The organism is Achromobacter sp. SD115, from assembly GCF_017355315.1.
In the GTDB taxonomy this organism is placed as follows: domain Bacteria; phylum Pseudomonadota; class Gammaproteobacteria; order Burkholderiales; family Burkholderiaceae_B; genus Achromobacter; species Achromobacter xylosoxidans_B.
Window position 1 is genome coordinate 284,314 of record NZ_JADIJM010000006.1, and the last position, 20,276, is coordinate 304,589.

Annotated in this window: 21 protein-coding genes; 13 read left to right on the forward strand and 8 right to left on the reverse strand. The window is 65.2% G+C overall.

The annotated features are described in order from the left end of the window. Window positions 1-7: 7 nt before the first annotated feature. From IPU70_RS11570 to IPU70_RS11590, 5 genes are all read left to right on the forward strand, one after another. Window positions 8-1,558: an AAA family ATPase gene (locus IPU70_RS11570; protein WP_013396925.1), complete on the forward strand. Its 1,551-nt coding sequence runs from the start codon at window positions 8-10 to the stop codon at window positions 1,556-1,558. 321 nt (window positions 1,559-1,879) lie between these two features. Next, entirely contained in the window at window positions 1,880-2,185 is a 306-nt protein-coding gene (locus tag IPU70_RS11575; protein WP_207467387.1) for a DUF4148 domain-containing protein, read from the forward strand. Window positions 2,186-2,270: 85 nt separating this feature from the next. After that, on the forward strand, window positions 2,271-2,576 hold the full coding sequence (locus IPU70_RS11580; RefSeq protein WP_207467389.1) for a DUF4148 domain-containing protein: 306 nt from the start codon (window positions 2,271-2,273) through the stop codon (window positions 2,574-2,576). 85 nt (window positions 2,577-2,661) lie between these two features. After that, on the forward strand, window positions 2,662-2,967 hold the full coding sequence (locus IPU70_RS11585; RefSeq protein WP_207467391.1) for a DUF4148 domain-containing protein: 306 nt from the start codon (window positions 2,662-2,664) through the stop codon (window positions 2,965-2,967). Between the two features lie 129 nt (window positions 2,968-3,096). After that, window positions 3,097-3,690 (forward strand): TetR/AcrR family transcriptional regulator, encoded by a 594-nt coding sequence (locus tag IPU70_RS11590; protein WP_207467393.1) that lies wholly within the window; start codon window positions 3,097-3,099, stop codon window positions 3,688-3,690. Window positions 3,691-3,759: 69 nt separating this feature from the next. Here the strand turns inward: IPU70_RS11590 and IPU70_RS11595 are convergent, their stop codons facing one another. The 3 genes from IPU70_RS11595 to IPU70_RS11605 form a co-directional block, all read right to left on the reverse strand. Further along, window positions 3,760-4,620, reverse strand: a complete 861-nt coding sequence (locus IPU70_RS11595; protein ID WP_207467395.1) for an isochorismatase family protein — start codon at window positions 4,618-4,620, stop codon at window positions 3,760-3,762. Window positions 4,621-4,868: 248 nt separating this feature from the next. Then, window positions 4,869-5,486 (reverse strand): TetR/AcrR family transcriptional regulator, encoded by a 618-nt coding sequence (locus IPU70_RS11600; protein WP_207467397.1) that lies wholly within the window; start codon window positions 5,484-5,486, stop codon window positions 4,869-4,871. 121 nt (window positions 5,487-5,607) lie between these two features. Next, window positions 5,608-7,782 (reverse strand): malate synthase G, encoded by a 2,175-nt coding sequence (locus IPU70_RS11605; protein WP_207467398.1) that lies wholly within the window; start codon window positions 7,780-7,782, stop codon window positions 5,608-5,610. Between the two features lie 238 nt (window positions 7,783-8,020). Between IPU70_RS11605 and glcC the strand changes: the two genes are divergently transcribed. After that, entirely contained in the window at window positions 8,021-8,785 is a 765-nt protein-coding gene (glcC, locus tag IPU70_RS11610) for a transcriptional regulator GlcC (RefSeq protein ID WP_013396917.1), read from the forward strand. A 63-nt stretch (window positions 8,786-8,848) separates the two neighbouring features. Here the strand turns inward: glcC and IPU70_RS11615 are convergent, their stop codons facing one another. The 5 genes from IPU70_RS11615 to IPU70_RS11635 form a co-directional block, all read right to left on the reverse strand. Next, window positions 8,849-9,973, reverse strand: coding sequence for a saccharopine dehydrogenase family protein (locus IPU70_RS11615; protein WP_207467400.1), 1,125 nt, complete (start codon window positions 9,971-9,973; stop codon window positions 8,849-8,851). A gap of 200 nt (window positions 9,974-10,173) precedes the next feature. Then, entirely contained in the window at window positions 10,174-10,566 is a 393-nt protein-coding gene (locus IPU70_RS11620) for a DUF4148 domain-containing protein (protein WP_207467402.1), read from the reverse strand. 309 nt (window positions 10,567-10,875) lie between these two features. Further along, the gene (locus IPU70_RS11625; RefSeq protein ID WP_207467404.1) at window positions 10,876-11,280 is read right to left on the reverse strand and encodes a DUF1090 domain-containing protein; all 405 of its coding nucleotides are present in this window, start codon (window positions 11,278-11,280) and stop codon (window positions 10,876-10,878) included. Between the two features lie 115 nt (window positions 11,281-11,395). Beyond that, complete coding sequence (ubiA, locus tag IPU70_RS11630; RefSeq protein ID WP_207467406.1) at window positions 11,396-12,322, reverse strand: 4-hydroxybenzoate octaprenyltransferase; 927 nt, start codon at window positions 12,320-12,322, stop codon at window positions 11,396-11,398. Between the two features lie 209 nt (window positions 12,323-12,531). Next, window positions 12,532-13,728 (reverse strand): PLP-dependent aminotransferase family protein, encoded by a 1,197-nt coding sequence (locus IPU70_RS11635; protein WP_207467408.1) that lies wholly within the window; start codon window positions 13,726-13,728, stop codon window positions 12,532-12,534. 178 nt (window positions 13,729-13,906) lie between these two features. Between IPU70_RS11635 and IPU70_RS11640 the strand changes: the two genes are divergently transcribed. From IPU70_RS11640 to IPU70_RS11665, 7 genes are all read left to right on the forward strand, one after another. Then, window positions 13,907-14,392, forward strand: coding sequence for a GAF domain-containing protein (locus IPU70_RS11640; RefSeq protein ID WP_207467410.1), 486 nt, complete (start codon window positions 13,907-13,909; stop codon window positions 14,390-14,392). A 73-nt stretch (window positions 14,393-14,465) separates the two neighbouring features. After that, window positions 14,466-14,594: a hypothetical protein gene (locus IPU70_RS32975; RefSeq protein ID WP_256439233.1), complete on the forward strand. Its 129-nt coding sequence runs from the start codon at window positions 14,466-14,468 to the stop codon at window positions 14,592-14,594. Between the two features lie 141 nt (window positions 14,595-14,735). Continuing rightward, a complete protein-coding gene (dapA, locus tag IPU70_RS11645) occupies window positions 14,736-15,632 on the forward strand; it encodes a 4-hydroxy-tetrahydrodipicolinate synthase (protein WP_207467411.1) in 897 nt (298 codons plus the stop codon). 123 nt (window positions 15,633-15,755) lie between these two features. After that, the gene (locus tag IPU70_RS11650) at window positions 15,756-16,532 is read left to right on the forward strand and encodes a sterol desaturase family protein (protein ID WP_207467413.1); all 777 of its coding nucleotides are present in this window, start codon (window positions 15,756-15,758) and stop codon (window positions 16,530-16,532) included. After that, window positions 16,492-17,424, forward strand: a complete 933-nt coding sequence (locus IPU70_RS11655) for a fatty acid desaturase (RefSeq protein WP_242702424.1) — start codon at window positions 16,492-16,494, stop codon at window positions 17,422-17,424. Before IPU70_RS11650 ends, IPU70_RS11655 begins: the two co-directional genes overlap by 41 nt. A 33-nt stretch (window positions 17,425-17,457) precedes the next feature. Beyond that, window positions 17,458-19,383: an iron-containing redox enzyme family protein gene (locus IPU70_RS11660; protein ID WP_207467414.1), complete on the forward strand. Its 1,926-nt coding sequence runs from the start codon at window positions 17,458-17,460 to the stop codon at window positions 19,381-19,383. Then, window positions 19,380-20,276, forward strand: a complete 897-nt coding sequence (locus IPU70_RS11665) for a hypothetical protein (protein WP_207467416.1) — start codon at window positions 19,380-19,382, stop codon at window positions 20,274-20,276. The genes IPU70_RS11660 and IPU70_RS11665 overlap by 4 nt, the downstream gene beginning before the upstream one ends.

The window sequence follows — 20,276 nt, forward strand, 5'->3', positions numbered from 1 at the left end:
TCGATCCATGAGCGACACGACCGAGTTCAAGGCCACGCTGACGCGTTACCTCAAGGCCCGCATTCCCTTCATTTCGATCCGCAGCGCCGAGCGCAGTCGGGTGCTGGAGCTGTTGCGCGAAGTGGTGGCGCCGCTCAACGCGCCCATCTTCGTGCACACCCTGTCGCAGGGCACGCGCGAACTCGCGACCGGCCGCAGTGTGAACGAAGACCGCTCGGTCACAGGCGCGGTCGACTTCGCGAGCCAGCAGTTCGCGCAGCGCCAGAATCTGTCCTGCGTGTTGACTGAAATCTCGGACATCGAGGACGACACTGCCTCTGCCCGTCATTTGCTCGATGTCGTGATGCTGGCCGCTGAGCACAGCGGCGTGGTCATAGTCATCACGACCAAACCGGTGTGGGGCCAACTCCAGCGGGCCGGCATGGCGCTGACGCTCTCCGCGCCAAGCGAGGACGAGATGTACGCCATCATCCACGATACGCTGGAGGCGTACCGCAGCCACTTCGAGATCGAATGGGACACCGATGATGAGCGCCGCGCCGCCGCGATCCTCGCGGGCATCTCGCGCATCGAAGCCGAGAACATCATCGCCACGTTGCTGGCCAATGGCCGCATCGCCAAGAGCGACATGGTGGAACTCATGCACGCCAAGGATCGCATTTTCGCTGACATCAGCGGCATCGAACGCGTGTCGGTGCGCGGCAACGAACTGAGCGTGGGGGGGCTGGGCGGCCTGAAGGCCTGGCTGGACAAGGAGCGGCCGCTGCTGACCGCCGACCTGCGCGAACGCGGCATCCGTCCGCCGCGTGGCGTGCTGCTGGTGGGTGTGCCGGGCTGCGGCAAGTCTCTGTCCGCCAAGGCCATCGCGGCGAGCTGGAGCTTGCCGCTGTATCGCCTGGACCTGTCCACGATCCACGGCCAGTATCTGGGCCAGAGCGAATCGCGCCTTAAGGACGCGCTGGCCACGGCGGACCATGTGGCGCCCTGCATACTGTGGATCGACGAGATCGAGAAGGGCCTGGCCGGCGCGCAGGGGTCGGGCGACGGCGGCACTTCGACCCGGCTGGTGGGGCAGTTCCTCTACTGGCTGCAGGAAGCCCGGTCGCGGGTGTTCGTGGTGGCCACGGCCAATGACGTGTCGAAGTTGCCGCCCGAGCTGCTGCGCCGTGGCCGGTTCGACGAGTTATTCTTCGTGGACCTGCCCACCGCGCACGAGCGTCACGAGATCATCGACATCTATATCAAGCGTGGCCTGAAAGCCGCGCAGCCGCAGGCTTTGATGGATGAACTGGTGGAGTTGTCTGACGGTTTCGCTGGTTCGGACCTGGAAGCCGCCGTGCGCGAAGTCGTCAAGGAGGCCTATCTCAGCGGTGACGCGGCCGTCACGCCCGAACTGTTCCGCGACAGCTTCCGCAATGTGGTGCCGTTGTCAAAGACCGCCCCGGAACAAATCGAGAACATTCGCGCTTGGGGCCGTGAGCGCGCCGTGCCGGCCTCCGGCCAACCCATAGGCGCGGCCATCGCTCCGGCGCGGCCGCGGCGGCAAGTGTTGGGGTGAAGGATTGTCCGGGTTCGCATGCCTGCGACATGCGCGCCGGCATGCCGCAGGCGTTGCAGCTTCTCGCTGGACGGACCCGAGACAGGGTTCAATCGGCAGTCGCGCTAAACGGTGAGGCTGGTTGAAGCATTTTGTTTCATAAAACCCTCTTGCGCTGTCTACCTAGTAGTAGATAAGATTCATCCATCGACGCAGCCAACCAAACACACGCCGCAGTCGAAACCAGAAATACAGTAGGACCGCTTTTTTATTTCCCCCTTCATCTACCTATAAGTAGATAGTTTTTCGAACCGCTACGCAATCGTTATCTGGAGATCAACCATGAAGACCCTCGTATCCGCCCTGATCCTGTCCGCCTCTTTCATCGGCGCTGCCCAAGCCGGCGAACTGGACTATCCGCCTGCCCTGAACACCGAAAGCACGGTGACCCGTGCCCAGGTGCAAGAAGAGCTGGCCCAGGCCCGTGCCAATGGTGAACTGGTGTCCAACGAAGAAGGCAGCACCACCACGATTTTTGCCGCCTCAGGCGACAAGAGCCGCGCCCAGGTTCAGAAAGAACTGGCCGCTGCCCGCGCCCAAGGCCTGACCGATAGCAGCGAACTGGCTTACCCGCCGGTGCAAGGCTGAGTTTTTTTTCGCACGAAGTCTATCTATAAGTAGATAGCTCTGTTGAAACCCTGATGCAGTACCCGATCCTTACTGGAGATCAACCATGAAGACCCTCGTATCCGCCCTGATCCTGTCCGCCTCCTTCATCGGCGCCGCCCAAGCCGGCGAACTGGACTACCCGCCTCCCCTGAACACCGAAAGCACGGTGACCCGCGCTCAGGTGCAACAAGAACTGGCCCAGGCCCGTGCCAATGGCGAACTGGTGTCTGGCGAAGAAGGCTACGCCGCCACGATCTTTGCCGCCTCCGGCGACAAGAGCCGCGCCCAGGTCCAGAAAGAACTGGCCGCTGCCCGCGCCCAAGGCCTGACCGATAGCAGCGAACTGGCTTACCCGCCGGTGCAAGGCTGAGTTTTTTTTCGCACGAAGTCTATCTATAAGTAGATAGCTCTGTTGGAACCCTGATGCAGCACCCGATCCTTACTGGAGATCAACCATGAAGACCCTCGTATCCGCCCTGATCCTGTCCGCTTCCTTCATCGGCGCCGCGCAAGCCGGCGAACTGGACTACCCGCCTCCCCTGAACACCGAAAGCACGGTGACCCGCGCCCAGGTGCAAGAAGCGCTGGCCCAGGCCCGCGCCAACGGCGAACTGGTGTCCGGCGAAGAAGGCTACCCGACGACCCTGTTTGCCGCCGCCGGCGACAAGACCCGCACGCAAGTGCAACAGGAACTGGCCGCTGCCCGCGCGCATGGCCTGACCGACAGCGGCGAACTGGCCTACCCGCCCGTGCAAGGCTGAACCAGATGACGGCACATGCGGATCCCGGGGACGGAACGTTTCCCGGCCGGGATCCGCAAGGGTTTTGGAGCAGTGGCAACGCTGCCGGAACCGATGACGAATCAACCTATTAGTAGGTAATATTCAGCCATGGACACTCCTACTTCCAACACCACTCGCGAACAGCTTCTGGCCCATGCCGAGAAGCTGATCCGCACGCGCGGATGCAACGGCTTCAGCTACCGCGACCTGGCTGAGCACGTGGGCGTGAAGACGTCCAGCATCCACTATTACTTTCCGGGCAAGGACGACTTGCTCTACGAAGCTGTCGACGCCTACAGCACGCGTGCGCTGGCTGCCATACGCGCCATCGATACTTCGCTGCCGGCGCAGGAGCAGCTGGATCAATATCTGTCGATGATGGAGTCGCGCGCCTGCGGGTCCGGCGAACTCTGTCTGGCCGGCATGCTGGCGGCCGAGGTGAACTCGCTGCCCGAACGTGTGCGCGGCGCATTGCAGGGATTCTTCCGCGCGCACGAGGCCTGGCTGGCCCGGGTGCTGGCGGAAGGCGCGGCGCAGGGCACGATGAAGTTCTCCGGCACGCCCGAGGCGGCCGGCCGCGCGGTGTTCGCCACGGTGCAGGGCTGCATACTGATTGCGCGCCTGTTCCAGCAACCCGCCGCCCTGTGCGAAGCGATCGGCGCCTTGTACGTGCAGTGCGAAGGTCACGAAGGCGGCGCCTGAACGCTTCTTCAGCCTGTCAGCCACGGCCGCCATGCGCAAGCAGGCGGCCGTTGTCTTTGCGCGGCGAAATCAGGCCGCGAGCAGCGCCCGCGCCATGTCGACGCTGGTGCGCGCCTGTATGCCCAGGTCGCGCATGCGCTGCTGGAATGTCGCCTGTGCGTCTTCGAAGCCCGCGACCGGGCTCATGCAGTCGGTCAGCAGGACCAGGCGCGACAGGTCGCGGCCGGGCAGATGCTCGGCCAGGTGTTCGACGGTGGCCTTGACGCAATGGCTGCCGGCCTGGCCGGCGATGAGGATGGTTTCGGCGCGGTCCAGCGAATCCAGCAGGCTGTGGTTGAGTTGGCTGCGCGGATCGTCGGCGTCGGGGACTTCGGCCATCAGCGCGCTGTAGTGCTCGGTCCAGGGGTTCATGCCTTTGGGCACCTTGCGCACGATGAACTGGCGCTCGTCTTCCCAACGACTGTAGGCCGCGCGCACGTCGGCATGCACGTTGTGGCCCCAGGTGCCGATCTCGCAATGCAGCGGCCACACCATCAGGGTGTAGCGGCCGCGCGCTTCCAGTTCATCCAGATAGGACAAGGTGCGGGGCAGGTCGTCGGCGTGGCGCGGCCGGAATTCACCCGCGCGCAGCTGGGCCGCCGTGATGGGCGTATACGGAGCCACGGGTTGGCCGTCGCCGGTGGACCAGAAGGTCGGATGGGCGATGTCCAGGCGGTGGTGCGAATCCAGCGTCACCGTGATCGAGGTGAGCGCGGGCGCGGCCGTGTCGATGAAGCGCGCCAGCCGCTGCATGTCGGCGTGCGCGCCAGCCACCGGCAGGGCGGGCGCATGCGCAGCGCCTGTCACGGGATCCCTGGGCAGGTAGGACTTGGGCAGGTCGCAGAAGTCATTCTGCGGATCGATGATCAGGAGATGATTGGAGCGCGGCATGACGACGTTCGGGGGAGGCGAACTCGAAATATAGAACGGGATGGCCATGTCATTCTAGAAAAGTACCAGATGCTCGGCGCAATCCGGCAACTGTTTCAGCAGGGCACGCCACTGCAGCCAGACTCTGGCTCCCGCGGAAACGGCGATCACTGCGATAACGATCCACATGTCATGCTCCTGGATAATTTCGCATGATCGTGCGAAATTTAGGTGAAGAATTGCCGGCACGGGCCGGCGCAAAAAGACGACTACTCGAGGTACTTGAAACTGCGGTAGGTGGAAATCAATCGTTCATAGGCGGCCCGCACCCGGTCGGGAGCCTTGGGGTCGCGCAGGAAGCGGGCGTCGTGCATCAGCCCGATCATCAGGCTGTAGACCTCGAACACGAGCTGTTCGGGATCCGTGTCCGGCCTGACGTGGCCGGCTTCCAACGCCTGGTTGACCGTGCGCAGCATGGCGTCGCGCCAGCGCCGCAAATTGCCTTCCAGCACCGAACGCAGGGGGGATTCCACGTCGTCATACTCGAAGGCGCCAGCCACATAGATGCAGCCGGTGAGCGTTTCGACGTTGCTGGCGCGTTCGATCCAGAGCGAGACCAGGGCGTTCAGTCGCGGCAGGCCGCGGGGATAGGCCATGGCCGGCGTGAACACGGCTCCGACGAAACGCCGGTCGTATTCGTCCAGCACCGCCTGCTGCAAGGCTTCCAGCGAACCCACGCGTGAGAACACGCCGCTCTTGCTGATACCCAGGCGCTTGGCCACCTGGCCGAGCGACAGGCTTTCCATGCCCTGCGCCGCAGCCATGTCCAGGGCCGCGTCCACAATAGCCGCGAAGGTCAGTTCGCTTTTCTCGGTTTTGGCAGTCATGCGGCAAATTTAGCACGATCGTGCGAAATGGCGCGCATTATTTTTCAGGGTCGCGACCCACCAAAAAAAACCGGACAGCCTTTGCTGTCCGGTTTTCGTGCTGCGGCCTGGCGCGTCGGGCTCAGGCCTGGGCGGCCTTGAACTCGAGGCGGTACTTGTGCAGCAGCGGCTCGGTGTAGCCGTTGGGCTGGGTCAGGCCTTCGAACACCAGTGCGCAGGCGGCCTTGAACGCCAGCGAGGTGTCGAAGTTGCCGGCCATCGGACGATAGAGCGCATCGCCCGCGTTCTGGCCGTCGACCACCTTGGCCATGCGCTTGAAGGTTTCCATGACCTGCTCGCGGTTGGTCACGCCGTGGCGCAGCCAGTTGGCGATGTGCTGGCTGGAGATGCGCAGGGTGGCGCGGTCTTCCATCAGGCCGACGTTGTGGATGTCCGGCACTTTGGAGCAGCCCACGCCCTGGTCGATCCAGCGCACCACGTAACCCAGGATGCCCTGGACGTTGTTGTCCAGTTCCTGCTGGATGTCCTGCGCGGACCACTTGGACGGATCGCCGACCGGCACGGTCAGAAGGCCGCCCAGCAAGTCATCGCGCACGCTGTCGAGCTTGGTGCGCTCCAGTTCCTGCTGCACGGCCTGCACGTCGACCTGGTGGTAGTGCAGCGCATGCAGCGTGGCGGCGGTAGGCGAGGGTACCCAGGCGGTGTTGGCGCCGGCCTTGGGATGGGCGATCTTCTGCTCCAGCATCGCGGCCATCAGGTCCGGCATGGCCCACATGCCCTTGCCGATCTGGGCGCGGCCGCGCAAGCCGGCGTCCAGCCCGACCAGCACGTTGTTGCGCTCGTAGGCGGTGATCCAGGCGGTGGACTTCATGTCGCCCTTGCGCAGCATGGGGCCGGCTTCCATGCTGGAGTGCATTTCGTCGCCGGTGCGGTCCAGGAAGCCCGTGTTGATGAAGGCCACGCGCGCGGCGGCGGCCTCGATGCACGCCTTGAGGTTGATGCTGGTGCGGCGCTCTTCGTCCATGATGCCCATTTTCAGGGTGTTGCGCGGCAGCTTCAGCAGGTCTTCGACGCGGTCGAACAATTCGCTGGCGAAGGCGGCTTCGACCGGGCCGTGCATCTTGGGCTTCACGATATAGACGGAGCCGGTGCGCGAATTCAGCTTGCGCTGGCGGTCTTGCAAGGCGGCCAGGCTGGTGACCACGGCGTCCAGGATGCCTTCGGGGATCTCACGGCCTTCGCGGTCCAGGATGGCCGGGTTGGTCATCAGGTGGCCGACGTTGCGCACGAACATGAGCGAACGGCCGTGCAGGGTCAGCGGCGAACCGTCGGGGCGCGTGTAGTTGCGGTCGGCATTGAGCTTGCGGGTGAAGGTCTTGCCCCCCTTGGTGACCTCCTCGGTGAGGTCGCCCTTCATCAGGCCGAGCCAGTTACGGTAGACGTGGACCTTGTCGTCGGCGTCCACGGCGGCGATGGAGTCCTCGCAGTCCATGATGGTGGTGAGCGCGGCTTCCACCAGCACGTCCTTGACGCCTGCGGCGTCGGTGGCGCCGATGCCGTGGCTGCGGTCGATCTGGATTTCGAAGTGCAGGCCGTTGTTCTTGAGCAGGATGGCCGAGGGGGCGGACGCCTCGCCCTGGTAGCCGGCGAACTGCGCGGGGTTCTTCAGACCGGTGGCGCCGTTGGCCAGCGCCACGCGCAATTGGCCGTTTTCAACGGTATAGCCGCGGGCCTCGGCATGCGAGCCCTGGGCCAGCGGGGCGGCGGTGTCGAGGAAGGCGCGAGCGCGGGCGATGACGGCGGCGCCGCGTTCCGGGTTGTAGCCGCGGCCCGTGTCGCCGGGCGTGGCGGGAATGGCGTCGGTGCCGTAGAGCGCGTCGTACAGGCTGCCCCAGCGCGCGTTGGCGGCGTTCAGCGCGTAGCGCGAGTTGGACATGGGCACGACCAGCTGCGGGCCGGCCTGCTGCGAGATTTCGGTGTCGACGTTTTCGGTGGTGGCGCGCACGCTGGCGGGCTGCGGCAGCAGGTAGCCGATGCCTTCCAGGAACTTGCGGTAGGCGGCCGGATCGGCGATGGGACCGGGATGGGCGCGATGCCAGGCGTCGAGCTCAGCCTGCAGGCGGTCGCGCTCGGCCAGCAGCGCGCGGTTCTTGGGCGCCAGGTCGTCCACCAGGGCTGCAAAGCCTTGCCAGAAGCCGTCGGCATCCAGGCCGGTGCCGGGCAGGGCTTCCTGTTCGATGAATTGGTTGAGATTGGCCGCCACTTGCAGGCCGTGGTGCTGGATGCGTTGAGTCATGCGGTTCTCTAGCGGTAAGGGACTGGCCGACGCCGCGCGCCGGGCGTATCTGGTCCCGACATCATCGTTCGCGTCTGTCCCAATGTCCATATCAAAACCCACTGGTCATACCAGTTTGTGCGCTGCCATATAGGCAAATACGTATTTTTTATGGTTTTATATCAGCGACTTACAGGGGTGTGATCCAATGGCTCCTATCGAAGGGCCGCTTGGTCATACCACTGGCGACGGAGAGTGCATGTACGCGGAAACAGAAGAAAAGCCCCGCCAGGTGGCGGACGAGGTCGCCGAACGGATCGAACGCCTGATCCTGGACGGGGTGCTGAAGGCCGGCCAAGCGCTGCCTTCCGAACGGCGCCTGACCGAGAAGCTGGGCGTGTCGCGCACGGCCTTGCGCGAAGGGCTGAAGCTGTTGCGCGCGCGCGAGATCATCCATACCGCGCAGGGCAAGGGTTCCTATGTGGCGCACATCTCCAAGGTGGACGCCGGCCCCTTGATGCACTTGTTCAATTCGCAGCCGCGCACGCTCTATGACTTGCTGGAAGTGCGTTCGCTGCTGGAGGCCGAGTCCGCCCGGCTGGCGGCCATACGCGGCACCGAGGCGGACTTCATCATGATCCGCCGCCGCTATGACGAAATGGTGGCGGCCCAGGGCACGGCCACCGACACGGCGACGCACGCGCATCTGGACCATGCCTTCCACCTGGCCATCTGCGAGGCTTCGCACAATCCGGTGCTGGTGCACACGCTGCAATCCTTGACGGATCTGCTGCTGGGATCGGTCTTCGCCTGCGTCAACAACCTGTACCACCGTCAGCCCGAGAAGCGGCAGATCGACCGCCAGCACACGCGGCTGTTCAACGCCGTGACGGCGCGCCAACCGGAGCAGGCGCGCAAGGCGGCCGCGGACCACGTGGACAGCGTGCGCCAGAGCCTGGCCGATATAGAGCAGGAAGAGCAGCGCCTCGTGCGCGCGACGTTGCGCCTGGAGGGTTGGAGCTAGCGTCCCATCCCGCCGTACGCTTTTGCGGGATAGGACGCCGGGGGGGGCGGCGCGCGACCGGATTCAGCGGTCGGCCATGGCGCCGCTGCCTGCCAGGGCCAGCGGTTTGCCCGCATAGACCCGGCCGAAACGGTTGTTGATGAACGTATCCAGGTCTATCGCTTCCTGGCCCACGAACCCGCGCTGCGGCAAGGCGCCCTGCGCCACCAGGTCCAGCGCGGCGCAGATTCCCGCAGCGGTGGAGAGCTGGATGGCGCTGAGGCGATGGCCGTCGACTTCCGCGCCGAAGATGCGGATGGGGTAGGACTCTTCCTCCAGGCGGCCATGGCGGCGCCCGGACGCCGAGGCCTGGATCACGATCACGTCCTGCTCGGTGGTGGGAATGGCGGCTTCGAAGATTTCCTTGAGCAGGTCGCGGCGGTCGCGCAGGCGTAGGTCGTTGAGCAGCAGTTTCATGATGCTGCAGTGGCCCGGGTAGCGCACCGATTTGTAGTCCACGTTGCGGGCGCGGCCGCGCAAGGTGGCGGGCAGGGTGCCCAATCCGCCCGAGGTGTTGAAGGCCTCGTACTCCACGCCGTCCAGCGCGAAGGTTTCGTAGCCTTCCAGCGCGGGCACGCTGGTCAGCTGGCCGTCGACGATGGCCTCGCAAGGGTTGCAGTACTCGTTGATCAGCCCTTCGGTGCTCCAGGTCAGGTTGTAGCGCAGGCTGTTGGAGGGATAGCGCGGCAGGGCGCCCACGCGCATGCGCAGGTCGAGCAGCGTGTCGAAGCGGCGCGCCAATGCGTTGCCGACTACGCCGATGAAGCCCGGGGCCAGGCCGCATTGCGGCATTAGCACGCTGTGAGCACTTTCTGCCAGCGCCTGGATGGCGTGCGTGCTGGCCACGTCTTCGGTCAGGTCGAAATAGTGCACGCCAGCCTTGGCGCACAGGCCGGCCACCGCGGCGGCGCGGTGAAAGGGCAGCGCGTTGATCACCGCGTAGCGTCCTTCGATGCATTGCGCCACGCTGTCGTCATCGGAAATCTGGCGGGTTCCGCAGCCCAGCTCGGCCACGATGCGCAGGCGCTCGGGATCTTGGTCGGCAACCAGCACCGAGTAGCCGCCGCTGCGTTCCAGCATCAGGGCAATGGCGAAACCGATTTTTCCGGCGCCCAGGAGTAGGACGGGCCGGGGAGAGGCGGTGGTCATGGTGCGGCTCCTGCATGGAAGGGGAGTGGGTGAGCTCATCCTATGCGGGGGCGCTGTCGATGTGTAGATGCTAAATAGTCGAATCGGCCGTAGGTAACGTTAATTCGACTTAATTTATTGTCGAAACGTCAAGAACGAAGCCCTCCGGTTTGGGGCCGGAGGGCTTCGGGGCGCTGCCTGGCCGGGGAGGCCAGGGGGGATCAGCTGCCCAGGGGCGGGTAGTCCAGGTTGCCGAAGGTGACCAGGCCTTCCGACTTGGCCTCAGCCAGTTCGGTGCGGACCTGGGCGCGGGTCAACGAGGTGGCTTGTTCAGCGGCGGCGACGGGCGGGTAGTCCAGATTGCCGAAGGTCACTTCGCCGGCGTTCTTGGCTTGCTGCAGTTCAGCTTGCACTTGCTGCGAGGTCAGGGTCGACTTCGGGGCGATGGCGGCGGGGTAGCCTTCTTCGCCGAAGGTGTATTGGCCCGAGACCTTGGCTTGTTGCAGTTCGGCTTGGACTTGAGCGCGGGTGGGGCCCTGATCAGCCTCGGCGGCTTGGGCGCCGGCAGCCAGAACGGACATCGACAGCATCAAAGCGGTAGCAAGGGTTTTCATGGCAGACCTCCAGTGTCTTGAGCTTGGGAGCCGAACCGCTGGCCTGATTGCCTGGGGTTCGCTTGCTGTGTCCCGATGAGATGCATTCTGGCCTCAAAACACCCCCGGATAAACCCTGATTCTCTGAAAACATCTTTCCAAAAAGAAGACTAATAGGTTTCCAATTCACCAAATGGCACCATGGATGGTGGAATTTCCATTTGATGACACCATAGGAGGTAGTCCACCCGGGAGGGCGGAGGTTTGGCTGCGGGAGGGGAAGCAAGGGCGCGCAGCCCCGGACTGGCCCGGGGCTGGCGGGAAAGGAAATCAGCGGTTCAGTTCGATCAGCGCGGCGTTGTATTCCGCCTGGGCTTCGTCCAGCTTGCGCTGGGCCTTGTCGATCTTGTCCTGCTTGCCCTTGGCGCGGGCCTGCTTGAGTTCGCTTTCGCGTTCGGCGACCTTGTTCTGCTTGTCGCGCACATCGGCTTCGCGCTGCGATTGCAGGCGGCTGTCGGTGCAATGGGCTTTCGCTTCGGCCAGCGCCTTGCGCAGCCCGGCCTCGCGGCGGGTATTGTTCTGCGCCTGGGCGGCGGCGATGTCGTTCTCGATTTCGCAGAACTTGGCGGCGCAGCCGCGTTGGGCCGAGCAATCGCTGGCGGCCTGGGCCGGGATCGCCACGAATGCGGCGGCCGTGGCGGCCGACAAGGCCAGGGATTTGAGCAATGAGGGCATGCGTGGTCTCCGTAAAGCGTTGCGGAGGCTACATCATGGCCCCTGTCGGCGCCGCCGGCAATGCGCGGCGTCAACGGGCATTAGCGCCGCCATCAGGGCGGTACCGAGGAAGTTTTCAGCGGATCAGCGTACCCGCCAGCGCGGCGGCGACCAGCAGAGCGCCCAGCCAGAGGTTGGCGCGGAACAGCATGAAGTTGCGGTCGGGCCGCTGGATGTCGAAGACCCACAGCTGCCACGCCAAGTGCGCCGCCACGGTCACCATGCCGACCTGATAGGCCCACGACAGTCCGATGGCATAGCCGCCCCAGGCCCACAGCGCAATGGTGGCCAGGTAGAAGCCGCCGATCCAGAGCTTGCCCTGGTCGCCGAAGCGCATGGCGGTGGAATGCAGGCCCAGGCTGCGGTCGTCGCGCACGTCCACGTAGGCATAGATGCTGTCGTAGCCTACCTGCCACAGCACCGCACCCGCCCACATGGCGATGGCGGCCAGCGGCACGTGATTCTGCGTGTCCGACCAGGCCATCAGCATGCCCCAGTTGAAGCAGATGCCCAGCACCACTTGCGGCCAGTACGTGACGCGCTTGCACAGCGGGTAGATGAAGACGAAGGGCAGCACGGCCACGGCCAGCCAGCGGCTCATTTCGTTCAGGAAGAACAGCAGCGAGCCGCAGACCAGCAACTGCCCGATGAGGAACCAGACCGCGTTCTTCATCGTCAGCTGGCCGCTGGTCAACGGACGGAAGCGGGTGCGCTCGACGTGCTTGTCGAAGTTGCGGTCGCACATGTCGTTGACGGTACAGCCGATGCCGCGCATCAACAGTGCACCCAGCGAGAACACGATCAGCCGCCGCAGGTCCGGCAGGCCGCCCGCGGCCTGGACCAGCGCGGCGATGGCCGGCAGCAGGGTCAGCCAGGTGCCGATGGGGCGGTCCAGGCGGCACAGGCGGGCATAGGGCCGCCAGGACTTCGGCAGCCAGCGTTCGACCCAGTCGGTGAAGACGATGTCGCTGAGGTCAACGGGAGATGGTTGGGGGGCGCTCACTGTCACGGCGAAACGGAATGGGAAAACCAAGAGCATAAAACAACGGCGGCCGGGCATCGCGCCCGGCCGCCGTTCATGTCCTGCAGCACCTACGAGGCACCCGCGTCATATCGCCACTGTCGCGGCGAAAGCGGGGCCGCACGGATCCGGCTCCGCCGGTCCGTAGCGGCGCCCCCTGGGGGGAAGCGCCGCAGGCGCTTCGGGGGGGATCAGACCTCTTTCAGCAGCTTGCCCAGGATCGCGATGCCGCGGCGGATCTTGTCTTCCGGCACGGTGGCGAAGCTCAGGCGCAGCGTGTTGGTCTTGCCGGCGCCGCAATAGAACGGCGCGCCGGGCACGAACGCCACGTTTTGCGCGATCGCCTTTTCCAGCAGCTTGGTGCTGTCAATGTGTTCGGGCAAGGTCAGCCAGATGAACATGCCGCCCTCAGGCTTGGTCCAGGTGACGGTGTCCGGGAATTCCTGCTTGATGGCTTCCAGCATGCAGCTGCCCTGGGCGCGGTAGATTTCGCGCACGTTGGGCAAGTGCTCTTCCAGGAAGCCGTCCTTGACGATCTCGTACACGGCCATCTGGGTCAGCGTGGGCGTGTGCAGGTCGGTGGCTTGCTTGGCCTGCACCAGCTTGTTGATCAGCGGGCGCGCGGCGGCGATGTAGCCCAGGCGCAGGCCGGGGGCCAGCACCTTGGAGAACGTGCCCAGGCGGACCACGTTGGCGCCGTACTCGGCGGCCAGGGCGATCAGGCCAGGCTGCGGTTCGCCGGCGTAGCGCAGTTCGCCGTAGGGATCGTCCTCGACGATGGTCAGGTTCAGTTCCGCGGCGCGCTTGACCAGCGCGATGCGGCGTTCCAGGTTCAGCGTGCGGCCGGTGGGATTCTGGAAGTTGGGCAGGGCGTACAGGAAGCGGGCGCCTTCGGCCAGTTCAGGGGTGATGGCTTCCGGGATCAGGCCGCCTTCGTCGGTGGGGACCGGCACGAAGTTGGGCTGGTACAGGCTGAACGATTGCAGCGCGCCCAGGTAGCTGGGGTCTTCGACCAGCACCTTGCTGTCCTTGTCGATCAGCACCTTGCCCAGCAGGTCCAGCGCTTGCTGCGAACCCGACACGATCAGGATCTGGTCGGCGGCGACGCTGGCGCCGGCCTTGTTCAGATCATCGGCAACCCATTGGCGCAGCGGCGCAAAGCCTTCGGTGGGGCCGTACTGCAGGGCGGCGCGGCCGTTGGTGGACAGTACCTTGTCGAATGCCGCGCGAACTACCTCTACCGGGAAGCCGCCGGGCGCCGGCAGGCCGCCGGCGAACGAAATGACTTCGGGGCGCTCGGTGACCTTGAGGATCTCGCGGATGGCGGAGCTGGTGAGTTGCTGGGCGCGTTCCGAAAAGGAAAACGCAGGTTCGAGAGGCTTGTCCATGGAGTGCTTCTTGATCAAGAAGGGTAGGAAAATACGGGCGGTTGGTCCCTTTGGGTGGCCCGGCGGAAAAACATTCGGCAAAAAACTATTGTCCCACACGGCGGCGGCCCGGCCCCCATAACGGCCGCAGCCCCTAAAATCACCTGCATCGATAACCGCCTGTACAGTTACATTTCCCATGTTCGAAGCCGCTCCCATCGTCGCCGACTCCAAGGCCGCCCTGTATGCCGGCCTGGCCGCCCAGGCCCGCGCCCTGCTCGACGGCGAGCCCGACCGCATCGCCAACGCCGCCAACCTGAGCGCGCTGGCCTACCAGGCCCTGCCCGACCTGAACTGGGCGGGCTTCTATTTCTATGACGGTACGGAACTGGTGCTGGGCCCCTTCCAGGGCAAGCCGGCTTGCGTGCGCATTCCGCTGAATCGCGGCGTGTGCGGAGCCGCGGCCAGCCAGCGCCAGACGCAGCTGGTGCCCGACGTGCATGCCTTTCCCGGCCACATCGCCTGCGACGCGGCTTCGCGTTCCGAGATCGTGGTGCCGCTGGTCCACCAGGGCCAATTGATCGGCGTGTGGGACGTGGACAGCCCGGTGCCGGATCGTTTCGACGAGGACGACCGCCAGGGCATGGAAGCCTTGTGCGCGGTGTTCCTGGCCAGCCTGGGCTGAGCCGCGGCGGCAGCCGCCGCGCTGCACGCCGTTGACACGGTTGCGGGCTCCCGGTAGATTCCCGCATCTGCGCTTGCACACCACCGCCTCCGTTCCAACATTCATGATTCATCAGGCCAACCAATCCGCTTTCCCGTTCCGCGCCCAGGGCGTGGTACTGGCTTGCGCCGGCCTGAAATCCAAAAAACAGCCGCTCATCTGACCGGAGCATGCTGTTCCGTCAGATGGGCGACGGAACAGCGGCCTCTAGGCGGCGCTTGGCGCCGTCCGCGCATCCCCTGGCATCCCGAGCACTTCTGTACGGTCCTCAACCACGGTCCGCTTACACCGAAGGAGTGTCCTCATGCAATCTCATCATCAATCTCCGATCCAGGGCGTCTGGGTGCCTCTCGTCACGCCGTTTTCCGGCGGCGCCGTGGATGGCGGGGCCTTGCGCCGCCTGGTGCGCCACTATGCCGCCGCGGGCGTGGACGGGCTGGTCGTGTGCGGCAGCACCGGCGAGGCCGCGTCGCTGGACGATGCCGAACAGCTGGCGGTGCTGGACGCCGTGCTGACCGAGGCCGGCAGGCTGCCCGTCATCATGGGCCTGGCGGGCAACCATCATGGACACGTGATGCAGCGCCTGGCCGCCTTCGGCACGCGTCCGCTGGCCGGCATCCTGGCGCCCGCGCCGTATTACGTGCGCCCCGGCCAGGAAGGCGCCACCGCCTACTTCCGCTGCCTGGCCGATGCCTCGCGCTTCCCCCTGGTGCTTTACGACATTCCCTATCGCACCGGCACAACGCTGGATACAGCGACCTTGCTGGCGTTGGCCGCGCATCCCAATATCGCGGCGATCAAGGATTGCGGCGGCTCGCTGGAAAAGACGATCGCGCTGATCGCCGACGGCAACATGCACGTGCTGGCGGGCGAGGACCTGCAGGCGCTGTCCGTGATGAGCCTGGGGGGCGCGGGCATGATTGCGGCCGCTGCGCATATCCGCCCTGACCTGTTCGTGGCCATGCACCAGGCCGTGAAGGCACAGCAGCTGGACCTGGCCAGGAAGCTGTTCCATGCGCTGGTCCCCATCATCCAGCTGACCTTCGCCGAGCCCAATCCCGGCCCCTTGAAGGCGCAACTGGGGCGCCAGGGCCTGCTGAGCGAGGAACTGCGCATGCCCATGCCGCCCGCCAGCATGGCCTTGGCCGCGCGCATGGACGCCGCCGTGGCGGGGTTGAACCGGCAATATCCTTGCCAGTAGCCCGAACTTGGTGAGCAGTCCGCCAGCTTTGTGGTGTTCGGATTCATTTAGTAATAAATGTCCTACCGGGAAGCTGACGGATTGCTTATCATGCGGCCATTCTTCGGGTGAAACAAAACGTTCATGGCCCAAGCTTTTGTAGCCTTGTCCGCCTGGCAAGTCATGCTGGCGGGCCTGCTTTTCTTCAGCGGCATCTATCTGGTGTTCGGTGCGGCCACCTGGCTGCTGACGCAGCACATCCTGCCGGCGTTGGGCATCGGGCGTCCGCTGGATCCGCGCCCGTTGGCGCCGGGCCAGCTGCGGCGCGAATTCGCGCAGTCCGGCCTGTCCATCCTGCTGTTCGGCACCGGCATGATTTTCCCGTGGGGCCTGTTGCAACTGGGCTGGGCGCACCTGGACCCGGATGCCAGCTGGCAAAAGATCACGCTCGAGATCCTAGTGCTGGTGGCCTGGAACGACGTGCATTTCTGGATCAACCACCGCCTGCTGCACACCAAGCTGCTGCGCCGCTTCCACCTGCCGCATCACCGCTCGGTCGTGACCACGCCGTTCTCGACCTACAGCTTCCATCCCATCGAAGCGCTGATGCTGGGCAACGTGATCATGCTGCCCATGGTGCTGCATGACTTCAGTTTCTGGTCGCTGGCGTCGGTGCCGCTGTTCAGCCTGTTCTTCAATTGCATCGGCCACGCCAACTACGACTTCTTTCCCAACGTGTCCTACGCGCACTGGTTCGCCGCTAGCCGCAGGCATCACCTGCACCACGCCTGCTACAACGGCAACTACGGCTTCCAGTTCACCTTCATGGATCGTCTGTTCCGCACCCGTCTCAAGGCCGAGGCGGCGCAGGCCCAGCTGAATGCTTTCCGGCAGCGAGAATCGCTTGGCGGGCGCGCTTAAGCGGCAGCGCCGCCTGCCGTCGCTGCGCAGCCGGCGCGACTGGCAAAGCCTGGCCTACCTGGCCGCGTTGCCGGCGCTGGCGGCGTGGCAGTGGGTGCACGGCTTCTGGTGGCCGCTGTACGGCCTGATGTTGTTCCTGACCCTGGGCGTGGGCGTCATCCACCACAACCATACGCACATCCGCATGTGGCGCGGACGCTGGACCAACCGCGCGACCGATTTTTGGATCACGCTGCTGCAAGGGCATCCGACCTTCGTGTTCTATCCGGCGCACGTGGCCAATCACCATCGCTACAAGCACGGCGCGCGCGACGTGGCGCGCACTTACCGGTTCGGCGGCGACACCAACCATCTGTGGGGCTACCTGATCCATCCATTGCAGGCGGGCTGGGTGCTGTATCCCTTGTTCTTCGCGTGGCTGGGCCGCTTGTACCGGCATTGGCCGGGCGCCTGGCGCTACTGCATGGCGCAGTACGGCGTGTGGCTGGGGCTGTGGGGCGGGCTGCTGGCCGTTAATCCCTTGAAAGCGCTGGTGTTCGTCATCGTGCCGCAACTGCATGGGTTGCACTGGCTGCTGGCTACCAACTACCTGCAGCATGCGCACGCCGACGGCGGGCCGCGGTCCGTCGCGGGCCTGAACTATGCGCGCAATTTCGAAGGCCTGGTCAATCCGCTGCTCTTCAACATCGGCCTGCACACCGCGCACCACGAGCATCCGCGGGCGCACTGGTCCGAACTGACGCGCCTGCACCGCGATCAATACCGCAACCGCGTGAATCCGGCCTTGAACGAGCCGGGCCTCACGCCCTACATGTTCCGCGTGTTCGTGCTGGGCGCCTTCATGCCGCGCTTTCGCAGCCGTTCATGCATGGCGCCCGAGCACGTCCGCTAGCGCCGCACTCCCTACATCCACCAGAGGCCTCTCATGCCCATTGCGTTTCATCGTGTCTACCTGGAAAGCGCCGGCTACTTCATGCCGGGCGAGCCCGTGTCCAACGATGCCATGGACAGCTACATCGCGCCGCTGAACCGCATGTCCAGCCGCATCAAGAGCCGCATCCTGGCCGAGAACGGCATCAAGCAGCGCTACTACGCGATCGATCCCGAGGGCGCCACGGTGTTCACCAACGCCCAGCTCGCGGCCAACGCCATCCGCGATTGCCTGCGGCGCAACGACAGCGACCTGTCCGCCGTGTCGTTGCTGGCCAGCGGTTCGTCGGGCGGGGACGCCCTGATGCCGGGTTTCTCCAACATGATCCAGGGCGAGCTGGCCGCGCATCCGATGGAAACCCTGTCGGTGCACGGCATCTGCGCGGCGGGCGTGTCGGCCATCCAGACGGCCGCGCAGGGCGTGGAGCTGGGTGGACATGCCAGCGCCCTGGCCGTGGCCAGCGAACTGCCGTCGCGGCTGTTCAAGCGCTCGCGCTTCGCGGCGCGCGGCTACGACGCCGACTTCGACGCGCATTTCCTGCGCTGGATGTTGTCGGATGGCGCGGGGGCGGTACTGTTGGGCAATGGCGGACGGCCCTTGCCGGGCGCCTCGCAAGGCGTGCGCCTGCGCCTGAAGTGGGTGCATCAGCGCTCGTTCTCGGGCGACTATCCGGTGTGCATGCAGCTGGGCCTGTCGGCCGACCGCGCCAAGGGTCATCTGGATTACCCGTCGTGGAACGAGGCCGAGGCCGACGGCGCGCTGTCCTTGCGCCAGGACATCCGCCTGCTGCCGCACCTGTTCGACATCGGCATCCATGAATACGCCAAGCTGGTGCGCGACGGCTGGGTCGATCCGGACCAGGTGGACCACTTCCTGTGCCACTACTCGTCGGAGAAGTTCATTCCCGTGGTGGAAGACCTGATGGAGAAGGCCGGCCTGGTCATCCCGCGCGAACGCTGGTTCAGCAACCTGGCGTGGCGCGGCAATACCGGCGCGGCGTCCATCCTGATCATGCTGGCCGAGTTTCTGGAAACGCGCGAAGTGAAGCCAGGCGAGCAGATCTTCTGCTACATCCCGGAGTCGGGCCGTTTCATGGCCGCGTACATGCTGCTGGAAGCCGAGGCCGTGCACGCGCCGCAGATCGCCGTGGGCGCGCCCGCAACGGCCGCCGCGCGCGAGGACGCGAACAGCGACGACGCCGCCGCGATCGCGCCGCCGCACGATCCGGACATGGCGCCGCAAGGCCTGGGCCAGCTGCTGACCGAACTGGCCGCGATCTGGCACGACTACCGTTCGCGCGTGTGGCGCACGCCGGTGGTGCGGCGCTTGCGCAACCGCCAGTTCCAGACGGCCGACTACCTGAACTGGATGGAGAACTGGATTCCGCAGGTGCGCGAAGGCAGCAAGTGGATGCGCGAAGGCGCCGCCTCGCTGTCGGAGCAGTACGCGCCGCTGGCCGCGTTGATCGATACGCACGCCGGCGAAGAGCAGAACGATTTCCAGATCCTGTTCCAGGACTACCGCAACGCGGGCGGCCCGGTGGACAGCATCGATGCGCTGCGCCGCAACCCCGGCGGCGAAGCGCTCAACGCCTATCTGCGCGGCCTGGCCGCCACGCGCGACCCGATCGGCCTGCTGGGCGCCATCTACATCATCGAAGGCACCGGCCAGCGCATCGTGCCGGCGTTGCTGCCGCTGCTCAAGGCCAGCCTGACGCTGCCGCCCGACGCCTTCCGCTTCCTGGAGTACCACGGTCACAACGACGAGCATCACCTGGCGCGCTGGCTGTCGGCGGTGGAACTGGCGCTGGACTGCGACGAGGACGGCCGTGCCGAGCAGCGCATCGTCGACACCGCGCGCCGCACGGCCGCGCTGTACCTGATGCAGTTCCACCACGTGATGGAAGGCGATGCGTCATGAGCAAAGAACCTGACTTCCTTGCCAAGCCGCACGATCCCGCCGACCCCAGCCCCTGGCTGGCGCTCTACCTGGACCGCAGCACGCCTCTGCCGGACAAGGTCAAGAAGGCTTGGCTGACGGATTCCAGCTGCGCTTCGCGCCAGTACCTGCTGCCCTTTTTGCGGCCGCTGGCGCGCGCCTTCATCATCCTGATCCAGGTCGTCAAGACCTTCCTGCCGCGCCGCTGGTCGCATTCCAAGCTGCTGCACCGCATCCTGGCCTGGGGCTTGAAGCGCTTCGTGTCGCCCGAGGCCAACTGGCTGATCCTGCGCCATTTCCATCTGGGCGCGCAGATCCTGTCGTTCATCGCGGCCAACTCGCCGGTGCGTGTCACCACCACGCCGCTGGAGCCGCGCGATATCGACGATCTAAAGGACGAACTCTTCGTCAAGCACGACCTGAACCTGTTCAATTTCGTCATCCGCTTGAACCAGGCGTTGCGCGACGCAGGCGTGGAAATGCATGCGCCGGAACGGGTCGATTTCTCGATGATCCGCGATCCGGACCTGCTGCTCGAAGACATGCCGCAGGGCAAGCTGAACTTCCTGGACCTGCAAAGCGCGATCGAACTCTTCACGCCGCTGTATCAGCTGATGCTGACCGACAACGACTTCTGGCGCGCGGCCAATTCGCTACAGCTGGACGAGACCATCGGCATCTATGCGGCCAAGCTGCTGGGGGCGCCGCAGCACCTGATCCTGGTCAACAACAACCATCCGCTGGTGCCGATGTCGACCCTGCGCGCAGGCTACCGGCTGGTGCTGCACGGGCTGTCCACCGAGATGCTGCACAGCCTGCTGATGGAAATGAAAGAGGCGCAGCAAGGCGGCGAGCCGCCCGCGCCGATCGCCTGA

What these genes read in the sequence shown, in the direction of transcription:
- IPU70_RS11570 (WP_013396925.1), top strand. Translation starts at nt 8, where the DNA reads ATGAGCGACACGACCGAGTTCAAGGCCACGCTGACGCGTTACCTCAAG.
- IPU70_RS11575 (WP_207467387.1), top strand. Translation starts at nt 1,880, where the DNA reads ATGAAGACCCTCGTATCCGCCCTGATCCTGTCCGCCTCTTTCATCGGC.
- IPU70_RS11580 (WP_207467389.1), top strand. Translation starts at nt 2,271, where the DNA reads ATGAAGACCCTCGTATCCGCCCTGATCCTGTCCGCCTCCTTCATCGGC.
- IPU70_RS11585 (WP_207467391.1), top strand. Translation starts at nt 2,662, where the DNA reads ATGAAGACCCTCGTATCCGCCCTGATCCTGTCCGCTTCCTTCATCGGC.
- IPU70_RS11590 (WP_207467393.1), top strand. Translation starts at nt 3,097, where the DNA reads ATGGACACTCCTACTTCCAACACCACTCGCGAACAGCTTCTGGCCCAT.
- IPU70_RS11595 (WP_207467395.1), bottom strand. Translation starts at nt 4,620, where the DNA reads ATGCCGCGCTCCAATCATCTCCTGATCATCGATCCGCAGAATGACTTC.
- IPU70_RS11600 (WP_207467397.1), bottom strand. Translation starts at nt 5,486, where the DNA reads ATGACTGCCAAAACCGAGAAAAGCGAACTGACCTTCGCGGCTATTGTG.
- IPU70_RS11605 (WP_207467398.1), bottom strand. Translation starts at nt 7,782, where the DNA reads ATGACTCAACGCATCCAGCACCACGGCCTGCAAGTGGCGGCCAATCTC.
- glcC (WP_013396917.1), top strand. Translation starts at nt 8,021, where the DNA reads ATGTACGCGGAAACAGAAGAAAAGCCCCGCCAGGTGGCGGACGAGGTC.
- IPU70_RS11615 (WP_207467400.1), bottom strand. Translation starts at nt 9,973, where the DNA reads ATGACCACCGCCTCTCCCCGGCCCGTCCTACTCCTGGGCGCCGGAAAA.
- IPU70_RS11620 (WP_207467402.1), bottom strand. Translation starts at nt 10,566, where the DNA reads ATGAAAACCCTTGCTACCGCTTTGATGCTGTCGATGTCCGTTCTGGCT.
- IPU70_RS11625 (WP_207467404.1), bottom strand. Translation starts at nt 11,280, where the DNA reads ATGCCCTCATTGCTCAAATCCCTGGCCTTGTCGGCCGCCACGGCCGCC.
- IPU70_RS11635 (WP_207467408.1), bottom strand. Translation starts at nt 13,728, where the DNA reads ATGGACAAGCCTCTCGAACCTGCGTTTTCCTTTTCGGAACGCGCCCAG.
- IPU70_RS11640 (WP_207467410.1), top strand. Translation starts at nt 13,907, where the DNA reads ATGTTCGAAGCCGCTCCCATCGTCGCCGACTCCAAGGCCGCCCTGTAT.
- dapA (WP_207467411.1), top strand. Translation starts at nt 14,736, where the DNA reads ATGCAATCTCATCATCAATCTCCGATCCAGGGCGTCTGGGTGCCTCTC.
- IPU70_RS11650 (WP_207467413.1), top strand. Translation starts at nt 15,756, where the DNA reads ATGGCCCAAGCTTTTGTAGCCTTGTCCGCCTGGCAAGTCATGCTGGCG.
- IPU70_RS11655 (WP_242702424.1), top strand. Translation starts at nt 16,492, where the DNA reads ATGCTTTCCGGCAGCGAGAATCGCTTGGCGGGCGCGCTTAAGCGGCAG.
- IPU70_RS11660 (WP_207467414.1), top strand. Translation starts at nt 17,458, where the DNA reads ATGCCCATTGCGTTTCATCGTGTCTACCTGGAAAGCGCCGGCTACTTC.
- IPU70_RS11665 (WP_207467416.1), top strand. Translation starts at nt 19,380, where the DNA reads ATGAGCAAAGAACCTGACTTCCTTGCCAAGCCGCACGATCCCGCCGAC.